We start from the raw sequence: 26,108 nt of genomic DNA, 5'->3' as shown, positions 1-26,108 counted from the left end.
CACAGAAGACGCAATCACCAATCGTCCAAGGGTCTGTTAACCATAAAACAGTAAGCGGAAAAAGTCAAGCAAAATTCGTTTTCCTTCAGAAATAAGCCTGTAATGAGCGAGCGAAGTTGCTTTTGTTCATCCATTTTGATGTCAAAAAATTCACCCCTAAAACCTTGGTCTCTTGTTTTATTGATAATTCCGATAGTCTATCCATGGCGACGGTGATTGAATTATGCCAAGCCATCTCTGGAGAAATTAGACTACAGCCATTGCTCTCAACCTTAATTCGGATAGCCTTTGAGATGACAGATGCTCAAAGCGTTACCCTGATTTTGCCTCAGCCGCAGGGTTTGGTCATAGCCGCTAGGGGGGTAAGGAATATGAACCCAACCATTTTGCCCCTGACTCCTATCGAATCCAGCCCGGAGATTTCCCTAACCCTGGTTGAATATGTTTGGCATCATCCAGATATTTTGGTTGTCTCAGATGATACGACAGATGTTAAACGATGGTCAACGATCGCACTGAACCGGGCAGATAAGGTTGGGTTGAGTAACGAAACCCACCCGTACAACCCATGTCCTAGAACGCAGCAAAGGGTCAACAATCAACCATCAACACGTCCCCAACTGAGTGTATTATGTGCGCCGTTAACCGTTGGTGACCAGGGAATTGGTATTCTTTACCTAGAAAATAATCAAACCCGAGACGCTTTTGCGGGCGATCGCATGGCGATTATCCAACTCCTGTGCGTCCAAGCTGCATCAGCACTAAAAAATGCCCAAGCCTACGAACACCTGGAAAACCATTCACGAACCCTGGAGCAAACAGTAGCACAACAACAGAAGCAATTACAACATACTCAATCCCACTACCATTCCATTGTTGAGGATCAAAGCGAACTCATTTGTCGTTACAATGCCGAGGGCAGACTCACCTTTGTTAACGAAGTCTATTGTCGCTATTTCAACAAAACGCCCGAAGAACTGATCGGATACCACTTTGTTCCCCTGATTCACCCCGATGATCAAACCCTGTTAGAAGACTGTATCGCTGGGTTGACTCCAGACAATCCCGTGGATATAGTCGAACACCGTGTCATTTTAGAGAGTGGTGAAATCCGCTGGCAACAATGGAGCGATCGCGCTATTTTTGATCAGCAAGGTCGATTACTGGAATTCCAGGCGGTAGGGCGAGATATCACTGATTGCAAATTAACCGAAGCACGCCTGCGCCACAGTGAAGCCAGACTCAACGCCGTTGTTACCAGTACCTCCGACGGGATTATGATTGTTGATCGCCAAGGTCAAGTCCGCTTTACCAATCCCGCTGCCGCCAACCTCTTAAATCAGGACATGGAGAAGTTACTTAACTATAACTTCGGACTGCCCGTTGGCGTGAATCAAACCACGGAATTGGGAATTATCCGCCCGGATGGACAACTCAGCTTTGCCGAAATGAGTGTAGTTGAAACCGAATGGGAAGGTGAATCGGTTTTTGAGATTTGTTTGCGCGATGTCACTGAACGTCAACGGGCGGAAGCCGCCTTACGGGAAAGTGAAGAACGTTTCCGGGCAATTTTTGAACAAGCCGCCGTGGGAATTGCCCTAGGGACACCATCGAGACAGTTCATTCGAGTGAATCAACGGTTTTGTGACTTAGTAGGATACGAAGAGTCGGAATTATTACAGCTTAGTTTCCCCGACATTACTCACCCTGATGACCGAGCCGCAGAACTTAATGATTTAACCCAGTTATTGGCAGGTCAACGGTCTACCTATTCTAGAGAAAAACGGTTTATCCGCAAAGATGGTCAATGGCAATGGGTGAATATTTCCGTCTCCCTAGTGCGGACGTGGACGGATGCTCCCAATTATATGATTGGCATCGTTGAGGATATCCAACAGCGCAAGCAAACCGAAGCCGCCCTCCAACAGGCGTTAGATGAAGCAGAAGCCGCGAATCGAGGCAAAAGTGAGTTCTTGGCAAATATGAGTCATGAACTGCGGACTCCCCTAAATGCCATTCTGGGCTTTACTCAACTTATGGCAAGGGATGCATCTCTCAATCAAGATCAGCAAGATTATTTAGGCATTATTACCCGTTCCGGTGAACATTTACTGGATTTGATTAATAATGTCCTGAATATGTCCAAAATTGAGGCGGGAAGAATTTCTCTCTCAGAAACTAGCGTTGATCTCTACAGTTTGATCGATTCCATTGCCGAGATGTTGCGCCTGAAAGCCCTCTCTAAAGGGGTACAACTTATCGTGGAGCGCACGGCAAATGTACCTCGCTATGGCGTGGCGGATGAGGGAAAATTGCGGCAGATTTTGATTAACTTAGTCGGTAATGCGGTCAAATTTACCTCACAAGGTCAAGTGATCTTGCGGGTGAAAGACATATCCGATACGACAACCGCCCCAATGAACATAGAGACTCAATCCCGGCTGTTTTTTGAAGTTGAAGATACGGGGGTTGGTATTCCGGCGGATGAACTGGATACCTTGTTTCAAGCCTTTGTGCAAACCAAAACCAGTCAGCGATCGCAGTCGGGAACGGGTCTAGGTTTAGCCATTAGTCGTCGATTTGTTCAGTTGATGGGTGGCGATATTACCATTCACAGTACTCCCGGTCAAGGTACCTTGATCAAATTTGATCTCCCCATCGGCATCGTTCCCCAAGACCAGATTCCTAGCCAACCCTTAAGTCAACAGGTGATTGGCATCGCTCCCGACCAACCCAACTATCGCATTTTAGTGGTTGAAGATCAATGGGCAAATCGCAAACCCCTGGTTAAGTTTCTGGAATCTTTAGGATTAGACGTGCGAGAAGCCGATAATGGTCAACTCGCTGTGGCGATTTGGCAACGTTGGCATCCGCATCTGATTTGGTTAGACATGCGAATGCCGGTGATGGATGGGTATGAAGCTACCCAATTGATTAAATCCCATCCTCAGGGAAAAACAACCGTGATTATTGCCTTAACCGCTAGCGCCTTTGATGAAGAACGCACCGCTATTTTAGACGCAGGGTGTGATGATTTTGTCGCCAAGCCCTTCCGAACGGACGCGATTTTAGAGAAAATGGCACAACATTTAGGACTGCGTTATCGCTATGAAGAGGCGACTCCACCTTCATCGGATGCTGAGACACCGATATTAAGCCCTGAGGATTTAAACGTGATGCCGACAAATTGGATTACCCAGTTGCACCAAGCCGCCATCCAGCTTAATAACAAACAGATTATTCAGCTGATCGAACAAATTCCCCCAGAACAGACATTACTAGCAAAATCTTTAACCGATTTAGTTAATAACTTTCGTTGTGATGTCATTATGGATATAGCGCAAAAGGCTAAGTAGGTGGGAAAAATTAAAGTTAACGACTGTGTTCGTTATTTGTCTTATGTCATTTGCTCTCCCAACGTCCAGACGTAGCCTGCTACGTCTCTACATTGCTCCCCCTTGGCAACCCGACTTGCTTATGAACAGTTATCAGCCAAAGACCGCAAAAGGAACTATTTTAATCGTTGATGATACACCCGATAGCTTACGTCTGTTGGAAGCCGCACTGACACGATATGGGTATGAAGTTCGCAGTACAGTCAACGGTGCCATGGCATTAACGGCAGCAAAAGCAGTAACCCCGGATCTGATTTTGTTAGACATTAAAATGCCTGACATGAATGGCTATGAGGTTTGTTCCGCCTTGAAAGCTTCGCCCGTTACTCGTGATATTCCGATCATTTTTATTAGCGCCTTAGATGAAGTCTTTGATAAAGTCAAAGCCTTTACCTTGGGAGGGGCTGACTATATTACCAAACCTTTCCAATTTGAAGAAGTTTTGGCGCGTGTGGATCATCAACTGACGATTCGCCAACTTACCCAAGGGTTAGAGCAACGAGTTGAAGAACGAACCGCCCAATTAAAACACACCTTACAGGAGTTACAACAAGCCCAAGTTCAGCTTGTACAAATTGAAAAAATGGCAACGTTGGGTCAACTGGTAGCCGCCGTCGCCCATGAAATTAACAATCCGGTAGGATTTATTAATGGAAATCTCAGTTGTGCCAAGGACTATACGAATGATTTAATTTCCCTGCTGCGCCTGTATCAAGAAAAGTTTCCCCATCCCGGAACTGAAATTGAGCAAGAGAGTCAGGAGATTGAACTTGATTATCTAATTGAGGATCTGCCGAGTATTTTATCCTCAATGAAAAAGGGAGTTGATCGTCTCTTTCAGCTCAGTAGTTCCTTGCGAACCTTTTCTCGGTTGGATGCTCATACCAAGATAGTCTTTAATATCCATGATGGAATTGAGAGTACATTGTTAATCTTAAAGCATCGGCTCAAGGCAAATGATAAACGTCCAGCAATCGAGGTGATTAAAAACTATGGCGAATTACCGCCTATCGAGTGTTATCCTGGGCAACTAAATCAAGTTTTTATGAATATCATTGCTAATGCGATTGATGCGTTAGATGAATTACAGGGAAATAAGTCAGAGGAATTGCCTAAAGATTATCTGCCTAAAATTAAAATTGATACCGATATTCAGGACGATAAAGAAACGGTTATGATTCGGATTCGCGATAATGGGATAGGCATGTCTACTCAGGTAAAAGAGTCTATATTTGATAACTTTTTTACCACCAAACCTGTGGGCAAAGGAACAGGTTTGGGCTTATCGATTGCCCGTCAGATTGTGGTTGAAAAGCATGGAGGACACCTAACTTTTAATTCCGCACCAAGGCAAGGAACCGAGTTCGTGGTTGAGTTGCCCATGTCATAAGTCTTATGGTCTGTCACTTATCAAGCCACAATTGTAGGGGCGGGTTTAGCCACTAGGCTAGCTTGTTACTAATAAATGAACAACAAAACCCGCCCTGATTCATAACTGCTGTAATTATTTAAAGATAAGGGAATTATGGAGAAAATTCGCGATCGCCTGATTAATCTGTGCGCGATCGCCCTTGTCTCGTCCAAACGCCGCCGCATGACCGTAGACTGAGTTCACTACCATCAGTTGAGCATCGGGAATCAGTGCAGCTTCTGCGGTGACATCAGCGACAGCAAAATAGGCATCCGTGCGAATGGGTAGAAAAAGAACCTTTGCTTTTATACTCCCCAATGCCTTCTTTAATGATCCATCCATACCGGGCGTCAAACTAACATCATGATCCGCCCAAGTCTGAAAATGACATAATAGGTCATTCGCATCTTTTTCATGATAGCGGGTACGCCACTTCGCCAAAAATTCATCCAAGGAATTTGCCTGGGTATCAGGATACCTTTGATACACCTGTAAAGAATAAAACTCTGGCGAAAATGCCCAAGGCGCCCAAGCTTCAGACATGCGTGACAGTCCCAGCAAAGGAGGTTCTTTATAATTGCCCTCCTGAAACGCTGGATCAGAACGAATACAGGTAGCTAAACTATTAAGAAATAAACGAACATGCCAAGTCGCCCGACAACTTCCGGCAATAACCACAGCTTTTTCTACCCTATCCGGATAACTCACCGCCCATTGAATAGCCTGTTGTCCCCCCATACTTGCACCAACCACAGCACGAATCTCTTTAACGCCAAGATGATTGAGAAGTGCTGATTGTAAATTCACATTATCCCGAATCGTTACTGTCGGAAAATTAGCACCATTAAATGGTAGCGACGTATTACTTGGAGAACTACTGCGCCCATTCCCCAACAACTCTGTATGAATAATCCAATCTCTTTTCGGATCTAACGCCAACTTAGCACCCCGCAGATAAGCCAAATCATAATAACTTTGTGCAAAAGCCGTACAGGTAACAATTGGCGGTTGTGATGACGGTGTACCACTAATCCGATAAGCTAAATTTACCTGAGGTAATACAACACCAGATTCCAGTTGAAACCGCTCAAGTGTAAACGTATTAAATTTAGGTGCTGGAAAAATACCCATTATTCGTCATTCGTCATTCGTCATTCGTCATTCGTCATTCGTCATTTGTTGGGGAACAGGGAACAGGGAATACCCAATTTAACTGTACATCAGCTTATTTTCATATATATTGTTTTGACGATAAACGTTTCCATCAAATACACCCAATTACTCTGCGTCCCTCTGCGTTAACCTCTGCGTCCTCTGCGTTGAAAAAATAGGTATCAACTGTACCACTATCAGGAACCTATCAATAAAAAAATAGTCAAATTCCTCCATAGTCATTGTCTTATAGCAGGTCTATTTCCATGTTAAATTACCGCTGGCAGTCAAAACTAGCCGTCCTGATGGCACTAGGCATAACCACAACAGCCTCGCTTCCCATCCTCATCGCCGCACCAGCGACAGCCAAACCCCAACCTTATCGTATCGGGCAACTGTTTCCCTCACAACCCACACCAGTCACCCCTCGTTCTACCCAGGTCAGTGTACCATCGGGAACAGTCATTGCAGTTAAATCTGAGGAAGCGGAAAAAATAGTCGTTACCCCCGATGAAACCGCCCCCGTAACCCTAACCATTACCCAGCCGATTCGTTCCTCCGCCGGAACAATTTTAATTCCAGCAGGAAGTCACATTGAAGGAGAATTACGTCCCGTAGAAGGCGGAACTCAGTTTATCGCCAAACAGCTAATCCTGAAAACCAGTAATCGCCAATTACCGATTGAAGCGACATCTGCGGTAATTACCGAAACCGAAACCATTGATAGCGGAACCGATTTGAGTAATATTCTCAAAAATGCCGCCATTGGTGCAGCCGCCGCTGGGATTTTGTCAGAACTATTCGGCGATATTGATTTAATTGAAGTTTTAGTCGGTGCTGGATTAGGCGCATTAGGCGGATTACTTTTAGGTGGAGGTGAACAAGCCGAAGTTTTCGTGATTTACCCAGAAACCGATTTAGACTTAACCTTAGACACTGAGTTAGTTCTTAGATGAAGGCAGAAGACTCCAGGGCAGAGGGTAGAAGATAAAGTAGCCAAGTTTTAAAGGGGGGTGACAACAGCGAATTTGGATAACACGTTTATTTGTAGGGGCGGGTTTTACAGTTATCGGTTGCGAGTAGACACAGATGTAAATAAACCCGCCCTTCCCCAAGGTTCATCCAGAAATAAAACCAAATTTTATAACTCTAACTAACCTGGAGGTGGGCAAGAGCAAAAACGATAATATAAGCACTTCAGGGTTTATAACTCTTGCCCACCCTACATAAAACGAATGCCACTGACTTAAGGTTGGTGGGCAATGCCCACCCTACTGTATATCAAAGGTTTCGGTGATTCCCTAATGCTTATTTCAGTGCCAACCTACATAAAACAACCGATGAAGGACAAAGGACGAATGACCAATTCATCCCCAAAACAAAGCCGAAAACACACAAGCCATAATTAATCCCGTCGCATCTGCCAATAAAGCCGCCACCAGTGCATAACGGATACGAGTAATGCCAACAGCGCCAAAATAAACCGCCAACACATAAAACGTTGTTTCCGTACTCCCCATCATCGTCGAAGCCAAAAACGCACTATAGGAATCCGGCGCCCTTTCCACAATTTCACTCATAATCCCAAACGCCCCTCCCCCAGACAGAGGACGGATTAACGCCATCGGTAAAACTTCAGCAGGCATCCCAATTAAACTCGTTATCGGATTTAATAGAGTCGAAAGCGCCTCCATCGCCCCCGACGCCCGAAACATACCAATTGCCACTAAAATAGCGACTAGAAACGGAATAATCCGAATCGCAATCTCGAACCCCTGTACCGCCCCCTCTGTCACTGCTTCATAAACTTTCACCCCGCGTCCCACCCCATAGGCGATAATCAATAAGATTAATGTCGGAATCAGCCAATAGGAAATAAAATCCTGGTCAAAGAAATTCCCTAACCCTTGGTTCGTGATTACTCCATAAACCATGGAAAACAGAAATCCAGCAATAAACCCCCAGGCAATAATCTTAGAAATTAGACCTGCTGGATACAACAAATGGGAAAAATCCGGTTCTTCAACGGGTTTAACCTCATCCTCGGTTTGCAGCACCGTTTCTTGTCCTGAACTATCCGCGACAGGCGTATCTGATACTTGACTCCGTTTGCGTAAAAACAACGCCACTAACACCCCAACTAAGGTAGAACAAGTCGTAGACAAAAATGTCGGTAGCCAAATGGCAGCAGGATCACTACTATTTGCCGCCGCCCGTACACCAATGACACCCAGAGGGAATAGGGCGACACTCGATGTATTAATTGCCAAAAACAAGCACATCGCATCCGTTGCGGTTCCCGGAAACGGATTCAACTTATTTAACTCCACCATCGCCTTAATGCCAAACGGAGTCGCCGCATTCCCCAACCCCAGCATATTGGCAGAAATATTCAGAATCATCGCCCCCATCGCCGGATGGGTGGGGGGTACATCGGGAAAAAGTTTCACCATCAAGGGTTTGAGCAGAGTTGCCAGATTGTACATCAACCCTCCGGCTTCCAAAACCCGCACTAATCCTAACCAAAGCGCCATCACGCCAATCAAACCAATGGCTAACTCGACAGCCGTTTTAGCGGATTCAAAACTGGCGTCAGTAATGGCTTGCATCTTGTCGGTATACCCGGCAAATAGGATAGCGACAGCAATAAAGCCGACAAAAACAATGTTGATAGCGCTGGGCTTCCTCGATGGTTGGGAGGACATACTCAATAACCGTAAATAGACAAACTCATAGAATAACGGCAAAAGACCGAAGGCAAAAGCCCTCAGTCTTTTAATTGCTCTATAATAATCAGTTCTAGATGCCTGTCGGCTACCAGCAGTTCAGTCAGTTCGTAGGGATACGAAGCGTTTTCGTTAGAAGGAGTCAGGTATCGCTGTTTAACTACATCAAGCCGAGTTGTTGGAGAATGCCTTGCCCGGTGAGGTATTCAGTCGCGATACCAATGACGAAGCCCAGCATCGCTAAGCGACCATTCCAGGTTTCCGCAAAGGAGGTAAAGCCAAACTTGGTTTCTTGTTCTTGCATAATTTTTCCCTCTCAATACCTTTGGTGTGCGTTTTTACCTTGTCTAGTGACCCGTCTCGACGGATTACATCAAGCCGATTTGCTGGAGAATGCCTTGCCCGGTGAGCAATTCGGTGGCGATACCAATGACGAAGCCCAGCATCGCTAAGCGACCATTCCAGGTTTCAGCGAAGGAGGTAAAGCCAAATTTGGTTTCTTGTTCTTGCATGAGTGGTGTCTCCTGTATCTGTCTCTGTAATAAAATTTAACTTAATTTTTCTAAAGCTGCAACATTTCTTTAGATTCATGAGCCACGCAATATGATATGTAGATGATTGATGCTGCTTATGTAGAGACGTGCCATGGCACGTCTAGGATCAGGGGAAAACACCCCTCATCCGGCTCTCTATTGAGCGTTCTGGAACCACTCCGTTACCCCATCCGCGATCGCACGGGCTAATCTCTGCTGTTGTTGGGGATTCGTAATCCACTCAAATTCCTCTGGATTAATCATGAATCCCAGTTCTAATAACACTGATGGCGCCGTATGAGGGCGAGTCAGTGCCAGATTATTCCAAAACACCCCATAAGCTGGACGATCTAACTGGTTCACCAGATAATCCTGCAAAAATACCGCCAAACTATGCGCCTGGGGATGATACCAAAACATACCAACCCCTTTGGTATTCATCGCATCACCTGCATCCGGGAGGGCATTGTAATGAATCGAAAGCGCGATCGCAGGTTTAATCTGGTTAATCATGGTTACGCGATCGCCCAATGACACCACCCGATCTGTTTCCCGTGTCATATATACCGTTGCGCCCTTTTCCTGAAGTTGATCACGTAATAACTTCGACACAATCAAATTCACATCTTTTTCCGGATAACCCGTTGGTCCCCTCGCCCCTAATTCTGCACCCCCGTGTCCGGGATCAAGAAGGATGTTAATTCCTTTTAGTGGTTGTAAAGCATTGTCAGAATTGGGTGCTACGTTTTGAGTGCGAACAGTTGGCGGATGGCGTAAGGTGAGAATCAGGTTAGTTTGGTCATATCTCAGGTCATACCCCCATTGTTGATCAACTTTCAAGTTAAACGTATAGTTCACCTGAGTTGGCGTCACTTGTTGCCAATCTAAGCGTTTAATCAGGGGGTCATCATCCAAGCGGATCACATCAGTTTGGGCGGTTGTGTTATGCAGCATTAACGTAAACGTGCGATCGCCTTGTTGAACCGTCACAGGTACAGGTGTATTTAAGGGAAACACCACCTCTGTCGCCCCTGGAATCTGACGGGCGCGGATACTACGAATCAAGGCTGTCGGCGGAACTGTATTCGGAACAATACGCACTTCTTCGGCTTTAATCCAAGCCCCATAATCTAAACGTACCCATTCCCCTTCCCGCCCCGTAACCGTCGCCCTGACGCCTTTAGGTAAGGGGGTGAGGCGAGAATAGGTGGTACTCGGTCCGGTTCGGGCTACACCTGCATCCACGATTACCTCAGCCACCTCTAATTCAACCGGGTTGAGAATTGAAATCTGTCCAGGTGCAGCTTGACTTATGGTTTTCCCATTCAAGGTTAGCTGATATTCTGGTTGTCCTAAATTTGCCGCGTTTTCTGTAGTTGCACAGCCTTGATAGTCACCCCTCGTTGATTGAATACCAACTTGATTTTGGTCAATTAATCCGGCGGAATTGGGCGGTAACGGGACATCCTGGGATTGAGCCATCAAGGGAATCGCTTGATTTGCCAGGTTCACGGTAACAGTTGCATTTGGCGGCGCGATCGCACGAAAACAGATTAGTTCTCCAGGTAATCGGGCAATATCCACGTTTGGGGTTAGGGAATCCTTGGCAAAACTTAACCCGGTTGGTACGTTTGGAGTCGGATCAACGCGAGTTACATTAATCTGAATGGTCTGATTTTGATAGCGCAAAGTAAAGCGATTTTTGCCCAATTCCAAGGGAAAACTCGGCGCAAAATGCCCAGCCGGACTGCGGGGGATCACTTGACCATTGACCCGCACGTCTCCTGTGGGGGGTGCTGTTCCAATTAGGAAAATTTGTTCCGCCGTGGTTTGATGATTGTCAGACGGATACGTCAGGAAAAGAGGGTGTTCCGCCCAAGCTGGAGATGCAATAACTGATGCTAATACAGCTAATCCTAGGATGGTTTTCATTTGTCATTTGTTAGGGAACAGGGAACAGGGAACAGGGAACAGGGAATAGGGTGTAGGGTGCGTTAGCGTTCGCGAATGAGCCGCCGTTTCATTGCCACTACCTGTTAAATCTAGGTAAGCGACGGTTTTCGGATTAAGACAGCGAAACGTATCCATACCTTTAGGGGATAAATTAATCCGCCCTTGTCGCGGTGCTGTTGCTGTAAAAAAAATCCGTTGTTCTTGAATGAAGTTTTGTAAAATTTTGGGGAGTTCTGAATAAAATTTTGCCATCGTCCTCTGGATAGATAAAGAAAAATAAACTTTTGTAAATGTAGGCGGACAATTTGTTACCTTGTCCGTAGAAAGCGATAGCTAGTCGTCTAGCGTAGGAATAGGGATGAGCGTGGAGTGGGAGAGGGGTTGGATACATTGTCAGCTAGAGTTCATAGTGCTTTGGGGAAAAAGCAAGGCTATAAAAGCGTCAGGCTTTCGGGGTGGACATTCCAGACGAGAGCGGATGCTTAACGTAAAAGATAAAAGAATGCCCAAAAACCAATCAGGTATCGTGCAGACGAGTTGTAAATGGGGACAATAGAGAAAGGATGTTCCAGAGGAAACGGGTGACGTCTCAAATCAGGCGCAGCGAGTTTCATTGGTGTGGGTGTACGCAGTTGGTAAGGACAATTTCAATAATCGGTCAGGGGACGATTACTCAGGAGAGTGATTGAGGGCATCATACTCTAGCCTGACCCCCAACAATCTTAAGAGACTGTGGCACAATTAACGGGGTGCATCTTGAAAAGTCTGAGTACTTAAAAATTCTATGGCTAAATTTGTCTTTGTAACAGGTGGGGTTGTATCTAGCATCGGTAAGGGTATCGTTGCTGCTAGCTTAGGACGATTGCTCAAATCACGGGATTATTCGGTGTCGATTCTTAAGCTAGACCCCTATATTAACGTCGATCCAGGAACCATGAGTCCCTTTCAACATGGGGAAGTCTTTGTCACAGCAGATGGGGCGGAGACGGATTTAGACTTGGGACATTATGAGCGGTTTACGGATACGCTGATGTCCCGCCTCAATAGTGTCACCACCGGATCAATCTATCAGGCGGTGCTGAATAAAGAACGTCGCGGTGACTACATGGGGGGAACAGTGCAGGTGATTCCCCATATTACCAATGAGATTAAGGAACGGATTCATCGGGTGGCGAAAAATACGAATCCGGATGTGGTGATTACCGAAATTGGGGGGACAGTGGGGGATATTGAATCCTTACCATTTTTGGAAGCGATTCGTCAATTCCGTAAGGATGTGGGGCGCAATAATGTGCTGTATATGCACGTTACCCTGTTACCCTGGATTCCTTCAGCAGGTGAAATGAAAACCAAACCGACTCAGCATTCGGTGAAAGAACTGCGTTCGATTGGGATTCAACCGGATATTTTAGTCTGTCGGTGCGATCGCGCCCTACAACCAGGGATTAAAGAGAAACTCTCGGAGTTCTGTGATGTGCCTGTGGAATCGGTAATTACTTCTCCTGATGCCAATAGCATCTATGAAGTCCCCCTGATTCTAGAACAAGAAGGACTGGCAAACCAAACCTTAGATCTATTACAACTCCCCCAACGGGAACCGGATTTAAGCCAGTGGCAAACCCTAGTGGAACGCATGCACCGCCCCATCCATCAGGTGGAAATTGCCATTGTCGGTAAGTATATCCGCTTAAGTGACGCTTATCTGTCGGTTGTGGAAAGCTTGCGCCACGCCGCGATCGCCTTAGGGAGTGAATTCAACATCCGTTGGGTAAGTTCAGAAGATATTGAAACCGAGGGTGCCCAACACTTTTTAGCTGGAGTCAACGCTATCATTGTTCCGGGAGGCTTTGGTATTCGCGGTGTGGATGGCAAAGTAGCAGCAATTGAATATGCCCGTACCCATAAGATTCCCTTCCTGGGTTTATGCTTGGGAATGCAGTGTTCTGTGATTGAATGGGCGCAGAATATTGCCCTGCTTGAAGATGCTCATAGTGCCGAATTTGTACCCAATGCTCGCAATCCCGTGATTAACTTGTTGCCCGAACAGCAGGATGTTGTGGACTTAGGTGGTACGATGCGCTTAGGGATGTGTCCTTGTCGGATTCTGCCGAATACCTTAGCCGCATCAGTCTATGGGGAGGAAGTGATTTATGAACGTCACCGACATCGCTATGAATTTAATAATGCCTATCGTAACCTGCTTTTAGACACAGGTTATATGATTAGTGGGACATCCCCCGATGGTCGCTTAGTAGAAATCATTGAATACCCCGATCATCCATTTTTCCTGGCGACTCAGTTTCACCCAGAGTTTAGCTCTCGACCGAGTGCGCCCCACCCCTTGTTTAAAGGATTTGTGCAAGCTGCGATAGAACAATGTCAGGGTGAAGTTTCAATTCCCCCAACTAATGCTCCGATGATCCAGCAATCCCCTGTGCAGGTATCGTGACCTAGAGATTTGAATTTTGAGTTATGAGTTTACCAAAATTATCGACAACTCATAACTCAAAGCTCGCAATGGCTTGAGGAGGTTTTGTGGCGTACTGGATACAAATTGATTACGAACGCAGTGATTATGTGATCGATTTAGATCGCATCAGTGCGTTTGCCTGCGCTCCCAACGGCAAAATTATCTTCTGGTTGCCGAATAGTGCCCACCAAATTATTATTAATCAACAAAGTGACCCAGAGGGGTATCATCAAGTTTTGGAGTATATTAAACAAGTCTGTGCTCATTCCCTAGCTGGCTCTTGGATTCAAGTTAGATATGAGCGCAGTGACTATGTAATTGATCTCAATCGCATCAGTAGCTTTTGTCACGCGGCGAGTGGCAAGTTAACCTTTTGGTTGCCCGATAGTTCAATCCCAATTATTATTAATGAGCAAACTGATCCAGACAGTTATCAAAAAATTCTAGATTATATTAAACGTAAAACCGGTTATGTCATTTCCTAGTTCCAGACGCGCCATGGCGCGTCTGGAACAATGATGCCGAAAGTCCTAATCGATGTGTCTACTGCTATAAATAGGGGCTGCTGAATAAGTGTTGTGGTGGGGAAGAGGCAGAAGGCAGAAGGCAGGAGGCTCCAAGGGAAGGAGGAAGGTTGCAAGGTACAAGGGAATAATGACTGTTTAGGCGGACATGATATCAAACCCTTACAAATGACAAATGACAAATGACGATCTCATAACTGAACTTGCTTTTTCTTCCCGCCAAATAATCCGCGAATCCAGCGATATAAATTATCCACGTAGGTAAATAACACCGGAACCACCACCAAGGTTAACAGGGTGGACGTGGTAAATCCACCAATAACCGCGATCGCCATCGGACTGCGTACCTCACCATCCGCCCCCAACTCTAAGGCAATGGGCATCATCCCCGCAATTGTAGACACCGAGGTCATCAAAATGGGGCGTAACCGAGACACCCCCGCCTCCACGACGGCTTTAAACTGGGGTTTTCCTTCTTTGATCCCCGCTAAGGCAAAGTCTACTAATAAAATCGCGTTTTTAGTCACCAATCCCATCAGCAGTACAATCCCAATTAAGGCAAACAAGCCCAACTCTTTCTGCGTGACTAACAACCCCAGTAACGCCCCCCCAATGGATAACGGTAGGGCGACTAAAATCCCAAAGGGATACAAGAAATTGCTATATAGCAACACCAGAATCGCGTAAATTGAGAGAATTGACGCCCCTAATGCGGTAACAAACCGAGTAAAAATATCCTGCATAATCTTGGCATCCCCCGCCGGTTCCTCAGCTACCTCTGGTGGGAGGGGATTCATTGCAGGTAAGGCTTTTACCGTTTCTAATGCATCTCCCAGGGAAATGCCTTCTAAATTTGCCTCCACCGACACCTGACGATTGCGATCAAAACGGTCAATTTGCGCCGGTCCACTACCCAACCGGATATCCGCCACTGCACTAATCGGAACTAATGTCCCATTTTGACTGGGAACCCGTAAATTTTTCAGCGTACTCATATCCTGGCGAGTGTCTGGGTCAAGTTGGACCCGAATCGGAATTTGCCGATCCGCCAAATCAAACTTCGCCAGATTCGACTCATTATCCCCAATTAACGCCAAGGATGCCGTGCGGGCGATCGCACCCACCGAAACCCCCAAATCCGCCGCCCGTTCTGGATCAGGCTGAATCACTATTTCCGGCTTGACTAAACTGGTACTGGAGGTGACTTCCACCAATCCCGGAATATCCCGCATCTGCGTTTCCAAGATTTCTGCCGTTTGGGTTAACACGGGGGCATTTTCACTCTTAAGCACAATCGATAAATCCTTACCGCCTCCCCCTGCACCTTGACTTTGGAAACTAATCCGCGCCCCCGGAATAGTTTGGAACACCTGGCGCATCTCTTGTTCAAATTCCTGCTGGGAAACCTCCCGTTCATTCTTAGGTAACAAGTTGGCGTAGACTTTACCCGAATTGACCTGATCCGCCGTCGTAAACACCGTCTCAACCGCCGGATTTGCTTGCAACGACTGGTTGAGTTGTTGCATAATCGCTTCAGTTTCACTCAAGGTTGATCCAGGCGGAAGTTCCACCATCACTGTACTCAACCCCGTATCCCCGCTATCAAATAACCCCTTGGGAATTAACGGCACCAGTTGTAAACTCCCGATAAAGAACGCCACGGCAATTAATAAGGTGGTAATCCGATGACGTAATGCCCACGTCAGGATATTGCGATACGGGTGAATCCGTTTTTGCCCCTGTTCCCTGTTCCCTGTTCCCTGTTGCCTATTCCCTTTCGATTTCAGCAAATAAGCACTCAACATCGGCGTCATCGTACAAGCCACCAATGTCGAAAACATCGTAGACACCGCCACCGTCACCCCAAAGGGTTGGAAAAACTGACCCGGTATACCCCCCATAAACGCTACCGGAAGAAACACCGCCACAATTGTTGCCGTTGTCGCCACCACCGCTAACCCAATTTCCCGTGAAGCATCCAAGGCGGCGTTAAACGGCTTTTTGCCCATATCTAAATGTTGGTCGATGTTTTCAATCATACAAATCGCATCATCGACCAAGTTACCCACGGCTAAGGCTAACGCCAATAATGTCATCCCGTTTAAGGTATACCCCAACAGTTTCATCACCCCAAATGTGGGAATAATTGACAGGGGTAACGCGGTTGCCGTAATCAGCGTCACGCGCCAATCCCGCAAAAACAATCCCACGGCGATCACCGTTAATATACAAGCTAAAACTAAGGCGTCAATTGTGGCTTGATAGGAATCCCGAATCGCATCCGCACGGGTGAAAATTAGTTCAAGACTTACATCATCGGGTAGGGTTCCCTCCAATTCAGCCACTGCCTCGCGTACCCCTTCTTCCACCGTGACTAACGTACTTCCCGTACTCCGCCGCACCGAAAACGCCACCACGGATTGCCCATTCAACGACGCCGCCTGTCGCTGTTCAGCAAAACTATCTTCAACGTCCCCTAAACTCGATAAAGGAACCGTCGCCCCATTAGGGAGAACAATCCGATACCCGCGTAATTCCGCAACCGTTTCTGCACTTCCCAGGGTGCGGATATTTTGCTCACTTCCGCCAACATTTCCCCGCCCTCCGGGTAAGTCAATATTCAAGTTGCGAATTTGATCATTCACTTGGGTAGCAGTAATCCCGTAAGCTTGCAAGCGACTCGGATCAAGATCAACCCGAATCTCCCGATCCACACCCCCCAAACGGTCAATTTGCGCCACACCCGGTACATTCAGCAGGGCGCGGCTAATCGTGCGATCGACTAAATCACTTAATTCTTCCACCGATCGCTGATCCGACGCCACCGAGTATGTCATAATCGAACCGCCCGCAAACTCTAGGCGCTTGACAATCGGTTCATTCACATCTTGGGGCAAATCCTGACGAATTTGGGCAACCGCATTCCGCACATCATTCGTCGCGCGATCGCTATCGGTTCCCAGGACAAAACTAACCGTAGTCGTAGAACTCCCCTCCGTCACCGTGGAGGTGAGTTCATCAATATTTCCTAACCCCGCCACCGAATCTTCTATTTGCTTAGTGACTTGGGTTTCTAATTCCGTCGGTCCGGCACCCGGTTGAGTCACCGTCACCATTACAGCGGGAATATCGATATTCGGATTACTATCAATTCCTAAGCGAAAAAAGGACACCAAACCAAAGATGCCCAAAACTAGAAACAAAACAATCGTCGGAATCGGTTTTTTAATTGACCAAGCAGAGATATGAAAAGACATAAAGTTTGTAGTTGCGCTTTAGCGCCATCAAATTTAAGGTGAGGTAATTAGGGGCTGCTGAGAAAGGTTAGTATTGCCTTCGACAAACCAAATCAGTATATGAGTATCAATTATATAGTTCATGGTAGCATATAGTCTTCAAAACCTGGAGGTGTTGAATCAAAATCATCAGCCACATAAATAAAAATACCTTTACCACAGCCAAATTGACGGGGTTTATGAGGGATTATCTGTACCACTGAATTTTCTTTTATAGTCTGGATTTCATTTAAAACTTGAACATCTTGTACCAATAAAATCCACTGAATCAGTTCTAGTTTGATCGCTTCTATTTTCATGGCTTTTACAGATATCAGTTTTTTCTGGTGAAGCTTTCCCTATTTCCAGAGGTTCCACCGGAACGTCTCGACAATCTTCAAGAGCTAATGGGTAGTGGCAGATTCCTCTATAATTATAAACACCGATGTTAATCATCTAACCATTCTTCCACATCTTCCCAGGTTGTCAAGGTTAAAATTGACTCAATCAAACGGTCTAATTCTGACAAAGATAATTGTTCTATTTTATTCATAATTACTGGGTTGACTCTTCCAAACTTTTGTTTTAGGATAAGTGAAATTAATTTTAAATTCTGCTCAATCTTGGCAAGATTAATCTCACCTTTCCTATCTCCGATAAAGACTTCCTGCTTGTGCAACTCCTCTAATTCTTGATTACTTAAATTAGCACGACTGGCAATAGTTAACGCTTCTTCTATTTCCGGTACTGCCCCTAGGGATTCGGGAATCATCTCTAAACTGGGGGCAGCTTTGAGAAAATAAATCCATTTATCGCTAAGGGTTTCTAATTCTGATAGTTCTTTATTGAATTTAGGCAATTCTAGGAAAATCAATGTTAACTCGTCTCGATAGTTAAATAGTTGTTTTTCCTCCTTGAGTCGAAACCGATTAATCATTTGTGAGCTATTTTTAAATAGCAAAAAATCAGCAATACTCAACGCAATAAAGGGTCGTAATCTTGTATACTGTTCTCCCATATCTAATTGGTTCGCATAAGCCTTGGCAATATTGTAAATCACTCGTTTCTCGAATGCTTCAACGTTTAAGACTTGCATTTCAATGATTACGGTAGAGCCATTATCTAAAACTGCCCTAACATCGAGATAAGTATCTTTAAGCGTGCTGGTACTCCCTGGATTATAGGGATCGATTATTTCTAATGATTTTATAGTGTTTTTGCCTTCGTAAACAATAGCGTTCAGAAAGCTGATGAGGATTTTTTGACTGCGGTTTGAGCCAAAAATCTTCTTAAATGCAAAGTCAGTTTTAGGACTAATGAATCTCATACTCATGGTGGAAGAAGACCAAGGGAAAGCGATCGCGCCCTTCACCGACAGCCTTGACTCTGATAAAAAAGAGCCTGAATCGAATCTCTATTTATGCATCATTATAATAGAAACAAGCCGCTAAACTCAAACAATTATAGTGAATTGGGAAGCAACGATGGTAACACAACTGACCCCCCAAACCGATCCCTCAATCATTTATTCTGACAGTGATGGACAACCCATGGCAGATAATACTATTCAATTTCGCTGGATTACCGTAATTTACTATAATTTAGCCTGGTTATATGCCAACACCTCTAATGTTTTTGTCGCCGGAGACGTCAGGCTAAGGAAATTGCCGAAGAACGTGCTAAACGTTTAGAGGAATTGCTGCGAGAAGCAGGGATCGATCCAGATGATCATTCTCCGTAGGGGTTGGGAAACCGGGGTTGGGAAACCAGGGTTTGGGAAACCAGGGTTTGGGAACCAAACCCCTACCGGGTAATCAAAATCCTGTTTATCGAATCAGTTAACCACCTCAACGGTATCGCCATCTTTTAAATAAGCTGCACCTTTAACCACAACGCGATCGCCTACAGATAATCCACTTTTAATTTCAACCCGATTATCACCCAGAAGTTCGCCCACCTCCACAGGCTGGGCTTTAACCGTATTATCGGGTTGCACGATATAGGCGATCGCACTCCCGTCACTTTGAGGCAAAATAGCTTTGGCGGGTACTGTTAACCCTTGGGCGGCTGAGGTGGTAATTGACGCCCGTAAAAACATACCCGGTTTTAAGGCGGCTGAGGCGGGTAAATCAATCTTCACCTGCGCCTGACGGGAGGCTTCATCAATCATCGGGTCAATTTCCCGAACCTTCCCCGACAGTTGCAAACTACTATCTGCGTCTGAGGTAATCGTTACCGATTGTCCGGGTTGAATTTGGGGAAGTTGGGTTTCCGGAACGTTAGCAATCAGTTCCAGGCGTCCGTTTTCGATGATATTGAATAGAGTTTGGGAACCAGACGTGACATCTCCCACACGGGCATTCCGTTCGGCTATTTTACCACTCACCGGAGCAACAATACGGGTATTGTTGAGTTGTGCGATCGTCGATTGTACCTGTGCCTGTGCCTGGGCGAGTTGGGCTTCGGCTTGGGTAATCACTTCCCGCCGGGGTCCAGCCTGAAGTTGGGCAAGTTGCTGGTTTGCCTCTCGTAACCGGGCTTGTGCCTGTTCCAGTTGGGAACGGCTACTGCGTTCTTGATTGTAGACTTCATCTAAGCGATCGCGGGCGATAGCCCCTTCAGCTTGTAGCATTTTATTGCGATCCACCCGGGTTCTGGCTAATTCTAAGTCTGACTCGGCGGCGGCAACGGCAGATTCAGCGCTTCTGACGGTTTCTTTCGCCCGGGCAATTTCTTCACTACGGGAACCCGCCCGAAGTTCCGCAAGGCGGGCTTCTGCTTGGGCGACGGAGGCTTGGGCTTGATTTAATTGTGCCTGGAGTACCGAATCATCCAGACGGGCTAACAATTGTCCAGCTTTGACAACCTGCCCTTCTTCCACCAATACCTGTTGAATCTGCAACCCTGTCGCCTGAGACATGACTGGATTCATCTCAAAAGCGGCGACGCTTCCGGTGGCGTCTAAGCGGCGGCTGACACTATTAGAGGTCACTGGGGCGACAGTGACGCTTTGACTGGGGGCGGATGAGGTGGCGACAGGGGGGGCTGCGGTTGGGGTATCTGCTTGTTGAGATGAGACTAAGCGCGTCGCCCCTAACGCTAAGAGGACACCAATCCCGATGCCTAAAAACAGCCCTTTTCCGCCAGATAGCCAGCCTTTTTTGGCGTTCTCGGTTCCAGATTGGGGAGAGGAACCTGCATCTTGTGCATAAGTGTCGGGTTCTGCTTCAGGGAGATAGAAGACAACATCGACATCCGGCTTGAGTTCGGCAGGCTTGGCGATAGAAGAAGGATTCAACTGGCTTTTCTTGGGATTTGGTGCTGTCTGAGTCACGGTTATTCCTCTTGGACGGATCGAGGTGGCTAGGTTTGTAACGATAAGTTGATGAATATCTGGTTACTTTACTTAACACTACTTTACATTGTAGCGCAATCTTGACCAAGCGGTTGGTTGATACTTCGGGTTAACCCCCCTTTATGGTGGGGACAAGGCAACAGGCAACAGGCAACAGGACTCAAGGTATAAATGTACAAAGGATTTGGTATGAGGAGGCAATGCAGTGCCACGGCACGTCTGGAAGCTGGGAAAGATGTAACCTTTCTTTAAGATATGGCAGAAGTAACGACTTCAACATCACCCATTGGACTCATCCAACAGAGTGATTTAGGTTTTTTGTCCTTTGTCATTCGTCATTCGTCTTTTGTTGATTGTTCATGGTTTATGGTTCATTGTTGATGGGGAATCTTCTCCCTCATCTCCCTCATCTCCCCCTGCTCCCAGACGTAGCATGCTACGTCTCTACATTGCTCCCCCAGCTCCCCCTCTCCCGCATTGGCATTGCTTATAAGGATGAGGTACTTGTGTGGGGCGCACAAGTCTGAGTCCCTTTCAATACCTCTTTATATAAAATTTCTAATTGACTAATATTCCCACTCAGGGTATAGCGTTCTAAAACTCTAGCTCTGGCTTTTTGACCCAACAGTGTTGTCCATTCCGTATGATCCCGTAACAAGGGCAAAAGGGTATTCAATTGAGACGTGACCCGATGGGTATTGAGAATAATCCCAGCGCCCCCTTCTAACACCTCACCATCCGCCCCCGCATCGGTGGCGACACAAGCTAAACCACAAGCCATAGCTTCCAGTAAGGACAACGATAGTCCTTCTAATAACGAGGGTAAAATAAACACATCGGCGGCTTGCAGAATCTCAATCCGCTGCTGTTCATCAGCGATAAATCCTAACCAAAGAATCCCATCGTCTTGATCATAAAAAGGTTTCAACGTCGAAACTAAAGGTCCATTGCCGACAATTAAAAGCTTGCACGTATCGCCCATTTGCGACTGTTTCCACGCCTTGAGTAACGCCTCGACATTCTTTTCTGTAGCAATGCGACCTTGATAAACAAATAGGCGTTGGGCATCAAATCGGACGTTTAAATTCGATGGGCTAGGAGCATATTTCTGCACATCAACCCCATTAGGAATCACGGCGAGTTTATGACGAGGAACTCCCAAACGCATCAGAAAATCCCGTTGCAGTTGAGAAAAGATAATCACCCGATCATAATGTGCCAAAAATGGGGCATAGAGTTGATAGGCAACCAGTTGGGTACCCGATTTTAAATTGCGGCGTTTGCCATCAAAGGGGGGATGAAATGTGGCAACTAGGGGTAAATTCAGGTCTTCACAGATTTCTGGAAGCAGAAAATCTAAGGGAGACAAGGTGAGAGACGCATGGACCAAATCTGGGCGCAGTTGCTGTAGAGCCTGTTTTAAAACCTTACTCGCTTTGGGTGAGGGAATCGTATAAACTTGGGACTTGTACAGACAAGGGAGGGATACCTCCTGACAACCTGACCACAGGGGGTCTGGGGCGGTTTCGTCTTGGGTAAAATGGAGAAAACTAACTTGGTATCCCCGATCTAATAAAGCATTCGTCACTTCTCGACCGTAAGTGACATTGCCACAAAAGGGTGATTTTTTTCCGATCCAGGCGATATGCATTCAAGTTGAATCGTGAGTCTCTATTTGTCAGCGTGGGTTAACATCGCTGATCCTGTACCGGAAATATACCAGTTTATGCCCCCTCCCGCGATCGCAATTATGGCTAAACTGAATAAGACGGGAGCTAAACCCAGCCAGGTTTCGGCTAAACCCGCTAAGGCTAAGGGCAGACTCAGGGCAATATTCACGCCATTATTTTGTAGTCCAAAGACCTTTCCCCGCATCTCTTCCGGGGTTTCAGCTTGAATGGTGGTTTGCATGGGAATCCCCACCATCGCCCCACACATCCCCAACAGGGCGGTCATTGCTAACGCCATCCAGAGACTATGAGTAAATACCGATAATCCCACTAGCGCTGCTGACATACCGATTGATCCATAGAGACTCAAGCGATTGTGGGTAAAATGCTGACCCCAATGTCCCAGAATCGCCGCACCAGCCGCCATTCCAATACCGCCCATTGCCAACAAGAAGCCAAATTGGGAGGCTTTCATCCCCGGAAGGGTTTCGGCGAGTCGTACCGCTAACACAGCTAAGGCGGCGAAAATGGAGAATAAAATGACTAATTGAATCATGGCATTGCGGACACGCCGTTGCCGTTTGAGATAAAGCAGTCCCTCCCAGATATCGGCAAATACGTGAGGGGTTTCACCTTCGGTGGGTTCCGTGTTTTCACCCGTTTTCAGCACTAGCAGCAACAATCCGGCGATCGCATATCCTGCACCCACGACGAATTCTTTGCCAAATTGCCAGTCAATTCCCAACTGTGCGACTAATTTATCGGTTAAGGCTAATAACGGATCACCCACGGCAAATCCAATAATCAAGGATGCCATCATGGTTGTGGTATAAAGGGAATTCGCCGAAAGCAAATGACGACGCTTAACAATTAAGGGAATCACCGCTTGTTCAGCCGGGGCAAAAAACTGGGTTAAGGTGGACACCAAGAATGTGATAATTAACAAGCCATAGAAGCCGACAGGTAACTTATAGATGGGACTCCAATCGGTCGTCAGCCATAACACCGCCGGAACTGACCAAACCAAGACACCGCGCAGCAGATTTGTGGAGACAAGTACCGCCTTTTTTGACCAGCGATCCACGAATACTCCCGCCAGGGAACCAAACAGGACAGCCGGAATCGTGAAGGCAATCATCAAGGCTGAAACCCAACCACTGATGCTGGTTCCCGCCTGCTGAAAGTGGCTAGCAATCAAGGCAATCATCAACACCAGATAGATTTTATCAGCAAGCTGCGAAAAAACCTGACCACTCCACAAGGTTAAGAAGTTACCATTTTTCAGAACGGGTACAAACCCTTGTTTGCCCGGTTCAGCAGGCGGTTCAGCCGTTTCCGCCGGGACGTTCTCTGCTTGACGCGGCGGCTGGTGAGGTGCTTGATAATTGCGCTTAGTCCCAGACGACGACTTTTTTTGGGCGGGATGTTGGGTAACTTGTTTGGATTCAGATTCAGATAATCGCATTCTTTACTCGTCAGTTGGCTGCTGTGGCTGATCAACCCCCATGGGTGAATCGTCCACTCCAGGTATTTTGATCGGTTTTGTATGAAACTACACTTTCTCTATCATCGCATGTGAACTACCCAGCGCTAATCTCTAATCAGGTATAGCCTCCGAGGTTGTAGGGGCGAGTCGCTGCACAAAGTCAGGCTGTGTAAGAATTAACCTGTCTCGACTCGCCCTTGGCTAAAGATAAGCGGTCAGATAATTTCCGATACCCTATGGAGGGCGGGCGACCCGAGCAAATTAATGGCTCGGTGGCGTGAATTATATGCGGCGGGTCGCCCCTACAGGGTTTATCAGCTAGGCTTTAAAATACCAACCCATCTGTAATAACCTATGATTCGGCAGACATCGCCAAGGCGTCTACTAACGTGGCTGAACGAATGGAACGACCAAAGTGATACTGGGCATAATCCCGTAACATCCGTTCCACTTTTACCCACAGGGGAGCGATCGCGTCTAGGGACGTCTGGGATAACTCAGCCGCCGCTAGCTGTTGTACAATCGTTAATTCAACGGCATTCAGTTTACAGGTCAACCGTGGTAGAGGGGATTGTGTGACTCCATGGCTGCGGCTAACTACAGGATGGAATAGGTTCTCCGGTTGAGACATCTCTACCGCTAAACGATATGTTCCACCCGCCTCCACACTAAACCCCACTTGCCAATTCGGATCAGTAAAATCCGGCTGAATCTGGTGCTGAGAAATACAACACTGTTGCACTTGCGGCGCAATCCCCGCTAAAGCCAATAGGTGAAAAATCCCATGACAAAGGTGTGCCAAAATTAGGGACGCACCGGAGGGACTGCTGCTTAATCGGGGTAACTGTTCCAATCGCCGCAGATGCTCATTAAACAAAGCGTACAGTTCCGCTTGGGGTTGCTCACTTAAAGCATGACACAAGACTAACTCTGCTAGGTACTGACTTGCCGCCAGCTTGCCTAAATCCTTCGCCAATCCTGGATAGGATTCCAATGTTTCAGCTTGAGTAATTTTATCAAGCGATCGCCCTTTGTAAATCAGTAACTGATTCACCACAAACAAACCCATTCTACCCGCCAATTTTGAGTTCTGTTTGCGGGAACCTGGTGCCACTACCCGAATTAATCCCCACTCTGGCGTTAAAATCGTGACTAGGCGATCGGCTTCACCTAGGGGCATACTTTTTAGATTAATTCCAGTGGCGTTATAGGTTTTAGTCATGGTTCATGGTTTATTGGTCAGGGTGCTTTTAGTCACATCCGGGTGGCAAAAAATGTTAGTCGTCAAACCTACCCCTACACCTCGGTCAGGGCGGGTTTTGTAGAAACGTTGATCAAAACCATCAATATTAATCCCTAAACCCGCCCCTACAAAACATGCTCGACTAGCAAAGCGAAGAGTCAAAACTGTTTCATTCCTCGTCCTTTTCCTCAAACTGTTGCAACAATTCTGGTCCACGAGAGGTGCCTAATCGGGTTGCTCCGGCTATGACTAAATCTAACGCTTGTTCGATGGTGCGGATACCTCCTGAAGCTTTAATCCCGATTTGTCCTTTTGTCAAGTCTTTCAAGAATTTGACATCTGACACCGTTGCGCCTCCATGCCAACCTGTACTGGTTTTGAGAAATTGCGCCCCAGCATCCATACAGATTTCGGCGGCGAGTTGTTTTTCAGTGTCGGTTAAAAGCGTTGTTTCTAAGATAACTTTGACGGTTTGCCCGGTTTCCTCGCAGATTTGGGCAATTTCGCGATAGATAGCATCAGTGTTTCCAGTTTTTAATGCCCCTAAATGCAGCACGACATCCAATTCCGTTGCGCCATTTTCTACTGCTTCTTGGGCTTCGTAGAGTTTAGCCGCAGTTGTGGTAGCGCCTGTGGGAAAGCCAATCACGGTACAAACCTTGGGCGTTTTGTTGTGCAAGAGTTCAGCTGCGAGTTTGACGTACACTGGATAGACACAGACTGTGGCAAACCGAAATCGATCTGCCTGACGACAACATTTCTCTACCTGTTCGGGTGTCGCCGTGGGCGAGAGGAGGGCATGATCAATCAGAGGGGCAATATCGATATCAGGATAATCCATTGCGATCGCGTTTCTACCTTATAAAACTTAACACTTAAGACGAATGTCATGCTCCTTAAAGTTGGTGGGCAATG

18 protein-coding genes and 2 pseudogenes are annotated in these 26,108 nt (G+C 46.6%); 6 read left to right on the top strand and 14 right to left on the bottom strand.

Features of this window, described 5'->3' with window-relative positions; all coding sequences use genetic code 11:
- Window positions 1-122: 122 nt before the first annotated feature.
- Together RIE73_RS11140 and RIE73_RS11135 are read left to right on the top strand one after the other, a co-directional pair.
- Window positions 123-3,356, top strand: coding sequence for a PAS domain S-box protein (locus RIE73_RS11140; RefSeq protein WP_446401227.1), 3,234 nt, complete (start codon window positions 123-125; stop codon window positions 3,354-3,356).
- A gap of 121 nt (window positions 3,357-3,477) precedes the next feature.
- Complete coding sequence (locus tag RIE73_RS11135) at window positions 3,478-4,785, top strand: sensor histidine kinase (RefSeq protein WP_446401238.1); 1,308 nt, start codon at window positions 3,478-3,480, stop codon at window positions 4,783-4,785.
- 114 nt (window positions 4,786-4,899) lie between these two features.
- Here RIE73_RS11135 and RIE73_RS11130 read toward each other — a convergent pair whose 3' ends face one another.
- Entirely contained in the window at window positions 4,900-5,937 is a 1,038-nt protein-coding gene (locus tag RIE73_RS11130; protein WP_446401226.1) for an alpha/beta fold hydrolase, read from the bottom strand.
- Window positions 5,938-6,224: 287 nt separating this feature from the next.
- Between RIE73_RS11130 and RIE73_RS11125 the strand changes: the two genes are divergently transcribed.
- Complete coding sequence (locus tag RIE73_RS11125; RefSeq protein ID WP_446401225.1) at window positions 6,225-6,914, top strand: hypothetical protein; 690 nt, start codon at window positions 6,225-6,227, stop codon at window positions 6,912-6,914.
- Window positions 6,915-7,325: 411 nt separating this feature from the next.
- Here RIE73_RS11125 and RIE73_RS11120 read toward each other — a convergent pair whose 3' ends face one another.
- The 5 genes and pseudogenes from RIE73_RS11120 to RIE73_RS11100 all read right to left on the bottom strand — a co-directional run.
- Window positions 7,326-8,663, bottom strand: a complete 1,338-nt coding sequence (locus RIE73_RS11120; protein WP_446401224.1) for a nucleoside recognition domain-containing protein — start codon at window positions 8,661-8,663, stop codon at window positions 7,326-7,328.
- Between the two features lie 181 nt (window positions 8,664-8,844).
- Entirely contained in the window at window positions 8,845-8,988 is a 144-nt protein-coding gene (locus tag RIE73_RS11115; RefSeq protein WP_446349046.1) for a chlorophyll a/b-binding protein, read from the bottom strand.
- A 64-nt stretch (window positions 8,989-9,052) separates the two neighbouring features.
- Window positions 9,053-9,196, bottom strand: a complete 144-nt coding sequence (locus RIE73_RS11110; protein WP_446348063.1) for a chlorophyll a/b-binding protein — start codon at window positions 9,194-9,196, stop codon at window positions 9,053-9,055.
- A gap of 177 nt (window positions 9,197-9,373) precedes the next feature.
- Complete coding sequence (locus RIE73_RS11105; protein WP_446401223.1) at window positions 9,374-11,149, bottom strand: N-acetylmuramoyl-L-alanine amidase; 1,776 nt, start codon at window positions 11,147-11,149, stop codon at window positions 9,374-9,376.
- A 75-nt stretch (window positions 11,150-11,224) separates the two neighbouring features.
- Window positions 11,225-11,422 (bottom strand): annotated as a pseudogene (locus tag RIE73_RS11100) (pyridoxamine 5'-phosphate oxidase family protein); the annotation flags it as partial.
- A 532-nt stretch (window positions 11,423-11,954) separates the two neighbouring features.
- Between RIE73_RS11100 and RIE73_RS11095 the strand changes: the two are divergent.
- Both RIE73_RS11095 and RIE73_RS11090 read left to right on the top strand, forming a co-directional pair.
- Window positions 11,955-13,619, top strand: coding sequence for a CTP synthase (locus RIE73_RS11095; protein ID WP_446401222.1), 1,665 nt, complete (start codon window positions 11,955-11,957; stop codon window positions 13,617-13,619).
- An 86-nt stretch (window positions 13,620-13,705) separates the two neighbouring features.
- Window positions 13,706-14,125 carry a hypothetical protein gene (locus tag RIE73_RS11090; protein WP_446401221.1) on the top strand — a complete coding sequence of 140 codons (420 nt, stop codon included), beginning with the start codon at window positions 13,706-13,708 and terminating at the stop codon, window positions 14,123-14,125.
- Window positions 14,126-14,355: 230 nt separating this feature from the next.
- On the opposite strand, the gene RIE73_RS11085 is transcribed toward RIE73_RS11090, so the two are convergent.
- The 3 genes from RIE73_RS11085 to RIE73_RS11075 form a co-directional block, all read right to left on the bottom strand.
- Window positions 14,356-17,421 (bottom strand): efflux RND transporter permease subunit, encoded by a 3,066-nt coding sequence (locus RIE73_RS11085; protein WP_446401220.1) that lies wholly within the window; start codon window positions 17,419-17,421, stop codon window positions 14,356-14,358.
- Window positions 17,422-17,540: 119 nt separating this feature from the next.
- A complete protein-coding gene (locus RIE73_RS11080; protein ID WP_446401219.1) occupies window positions 17,541-17,759 on the bottom strand; it encodes a hypothetical protein in 219 nt (72 codons plus the stop codon).
- Between the two features lie 128 nt (window positions 17,760-17,887).
- A complete protein-coding gene (locus RIE73_RS11075) occupies window positions 17,888-18,766 on the bottom strand; it encodes an Rpn family recombination-promoting nuclease/putative transposase (protein WP_446401237.1) in 879 nt (292 codons plus the stop codon).
- A 157-nt stretch (window positions 18,767-18,923) separates the two neighbouring features.
- On the opposite strand from RIE73_RS11075, the pseudogene RIE73_RS11070 reads away from it, so the two are divergent.
- A pseudogene (locus RIE73_RS11070) lies at window positions 18,924-19,091 on the top strand (Uma2 family endonuclease); the annotation flags it as partial.
- 182 nt (window positions 19,092-19,273) lie between these two features.
- On the opposite strand, the gene RIE73_RS11065 reads toward RIE73_RS11070, so the two are convergent.
- The 5 genes from RIE73_RS11065 to deoC all read right to left on the bottom strand — a co-directional run bounded on the left by RIE73_RS11065 (window position 19,274) and on the right by deoC (window position 26,040).
- Window positions 19,274-20,722, bottom strand: coding sequence for an efflux RND transporter periplasmic adaptor subunit (locus tag RIE73_RS11065; protein WP_446401236.1), 1,449 nt, complete (start codon window positions 20,720-20,722; stop codon window positions 19,274-19,276).
- Window positions 20,723-21,281: 559 nt separating this feature from the next.
- Window positions 21,282-22,445, bottom strand: a complete 1,164-nt coding sequence (locus RIE73_RS11060; protein WP_446401218.1) for a glycosyltransferase family 4 protein — start codon at window positions 22,443-22,445, stop codon at window positions 21,282-21,284.
- A 20-nt stretch (window positions 22,446-22,465) separates the two neighbouring features.
- Complete coding sequence (locus RIE73_RS11055) at window positions 22,466-23,929, bottom strand: MFS transporter (protein WP_446401217.1); 1,464 nt, start codon at window positions 23,927-23,929, stop codon at window positions 22,466-22,468.
- Window positions 23,930-24,302: 373 nt separating this feature from the next.
- Window positions 24,303-25,172, bottom strand: coding sequence for a DNA repair protein RecO (gene recO, locus RIE73_RS11050; RefSeq protein WP_446401216.1), 870 nt, complete (start codon window positions 25,170-25,172; stop codon window positions 24,303-24,305).
- A gap of 190 nt (window positions 25,173-25,362) precedes the next feature.
- Entirely contained in the window at window positions 25,363-26,040 is a 678-nt protein-coding gene (gene deoC, locus RIE73_RS11045) for a deoxyribose-phosphate aldolase (RefSeq protein WP_446401235.1), read from the bottom strand.
- Window positions 26,041-26,108: the final 68 nt, after the last annotated feature.

It is taken from the genome of Coleofasciculus sp. C1-SOL-03, assembly GCF_040220555.1.
Taxonomy (GTDB): Bacteria; Cyanobacteriota; Cyanobacteriia; order Cyanobacteriales; family Coleofasciculaceae; genus Coleofasciculus.
This window is presented reverse-complemented; position numbering and strand designations above follow the sequence as displayed.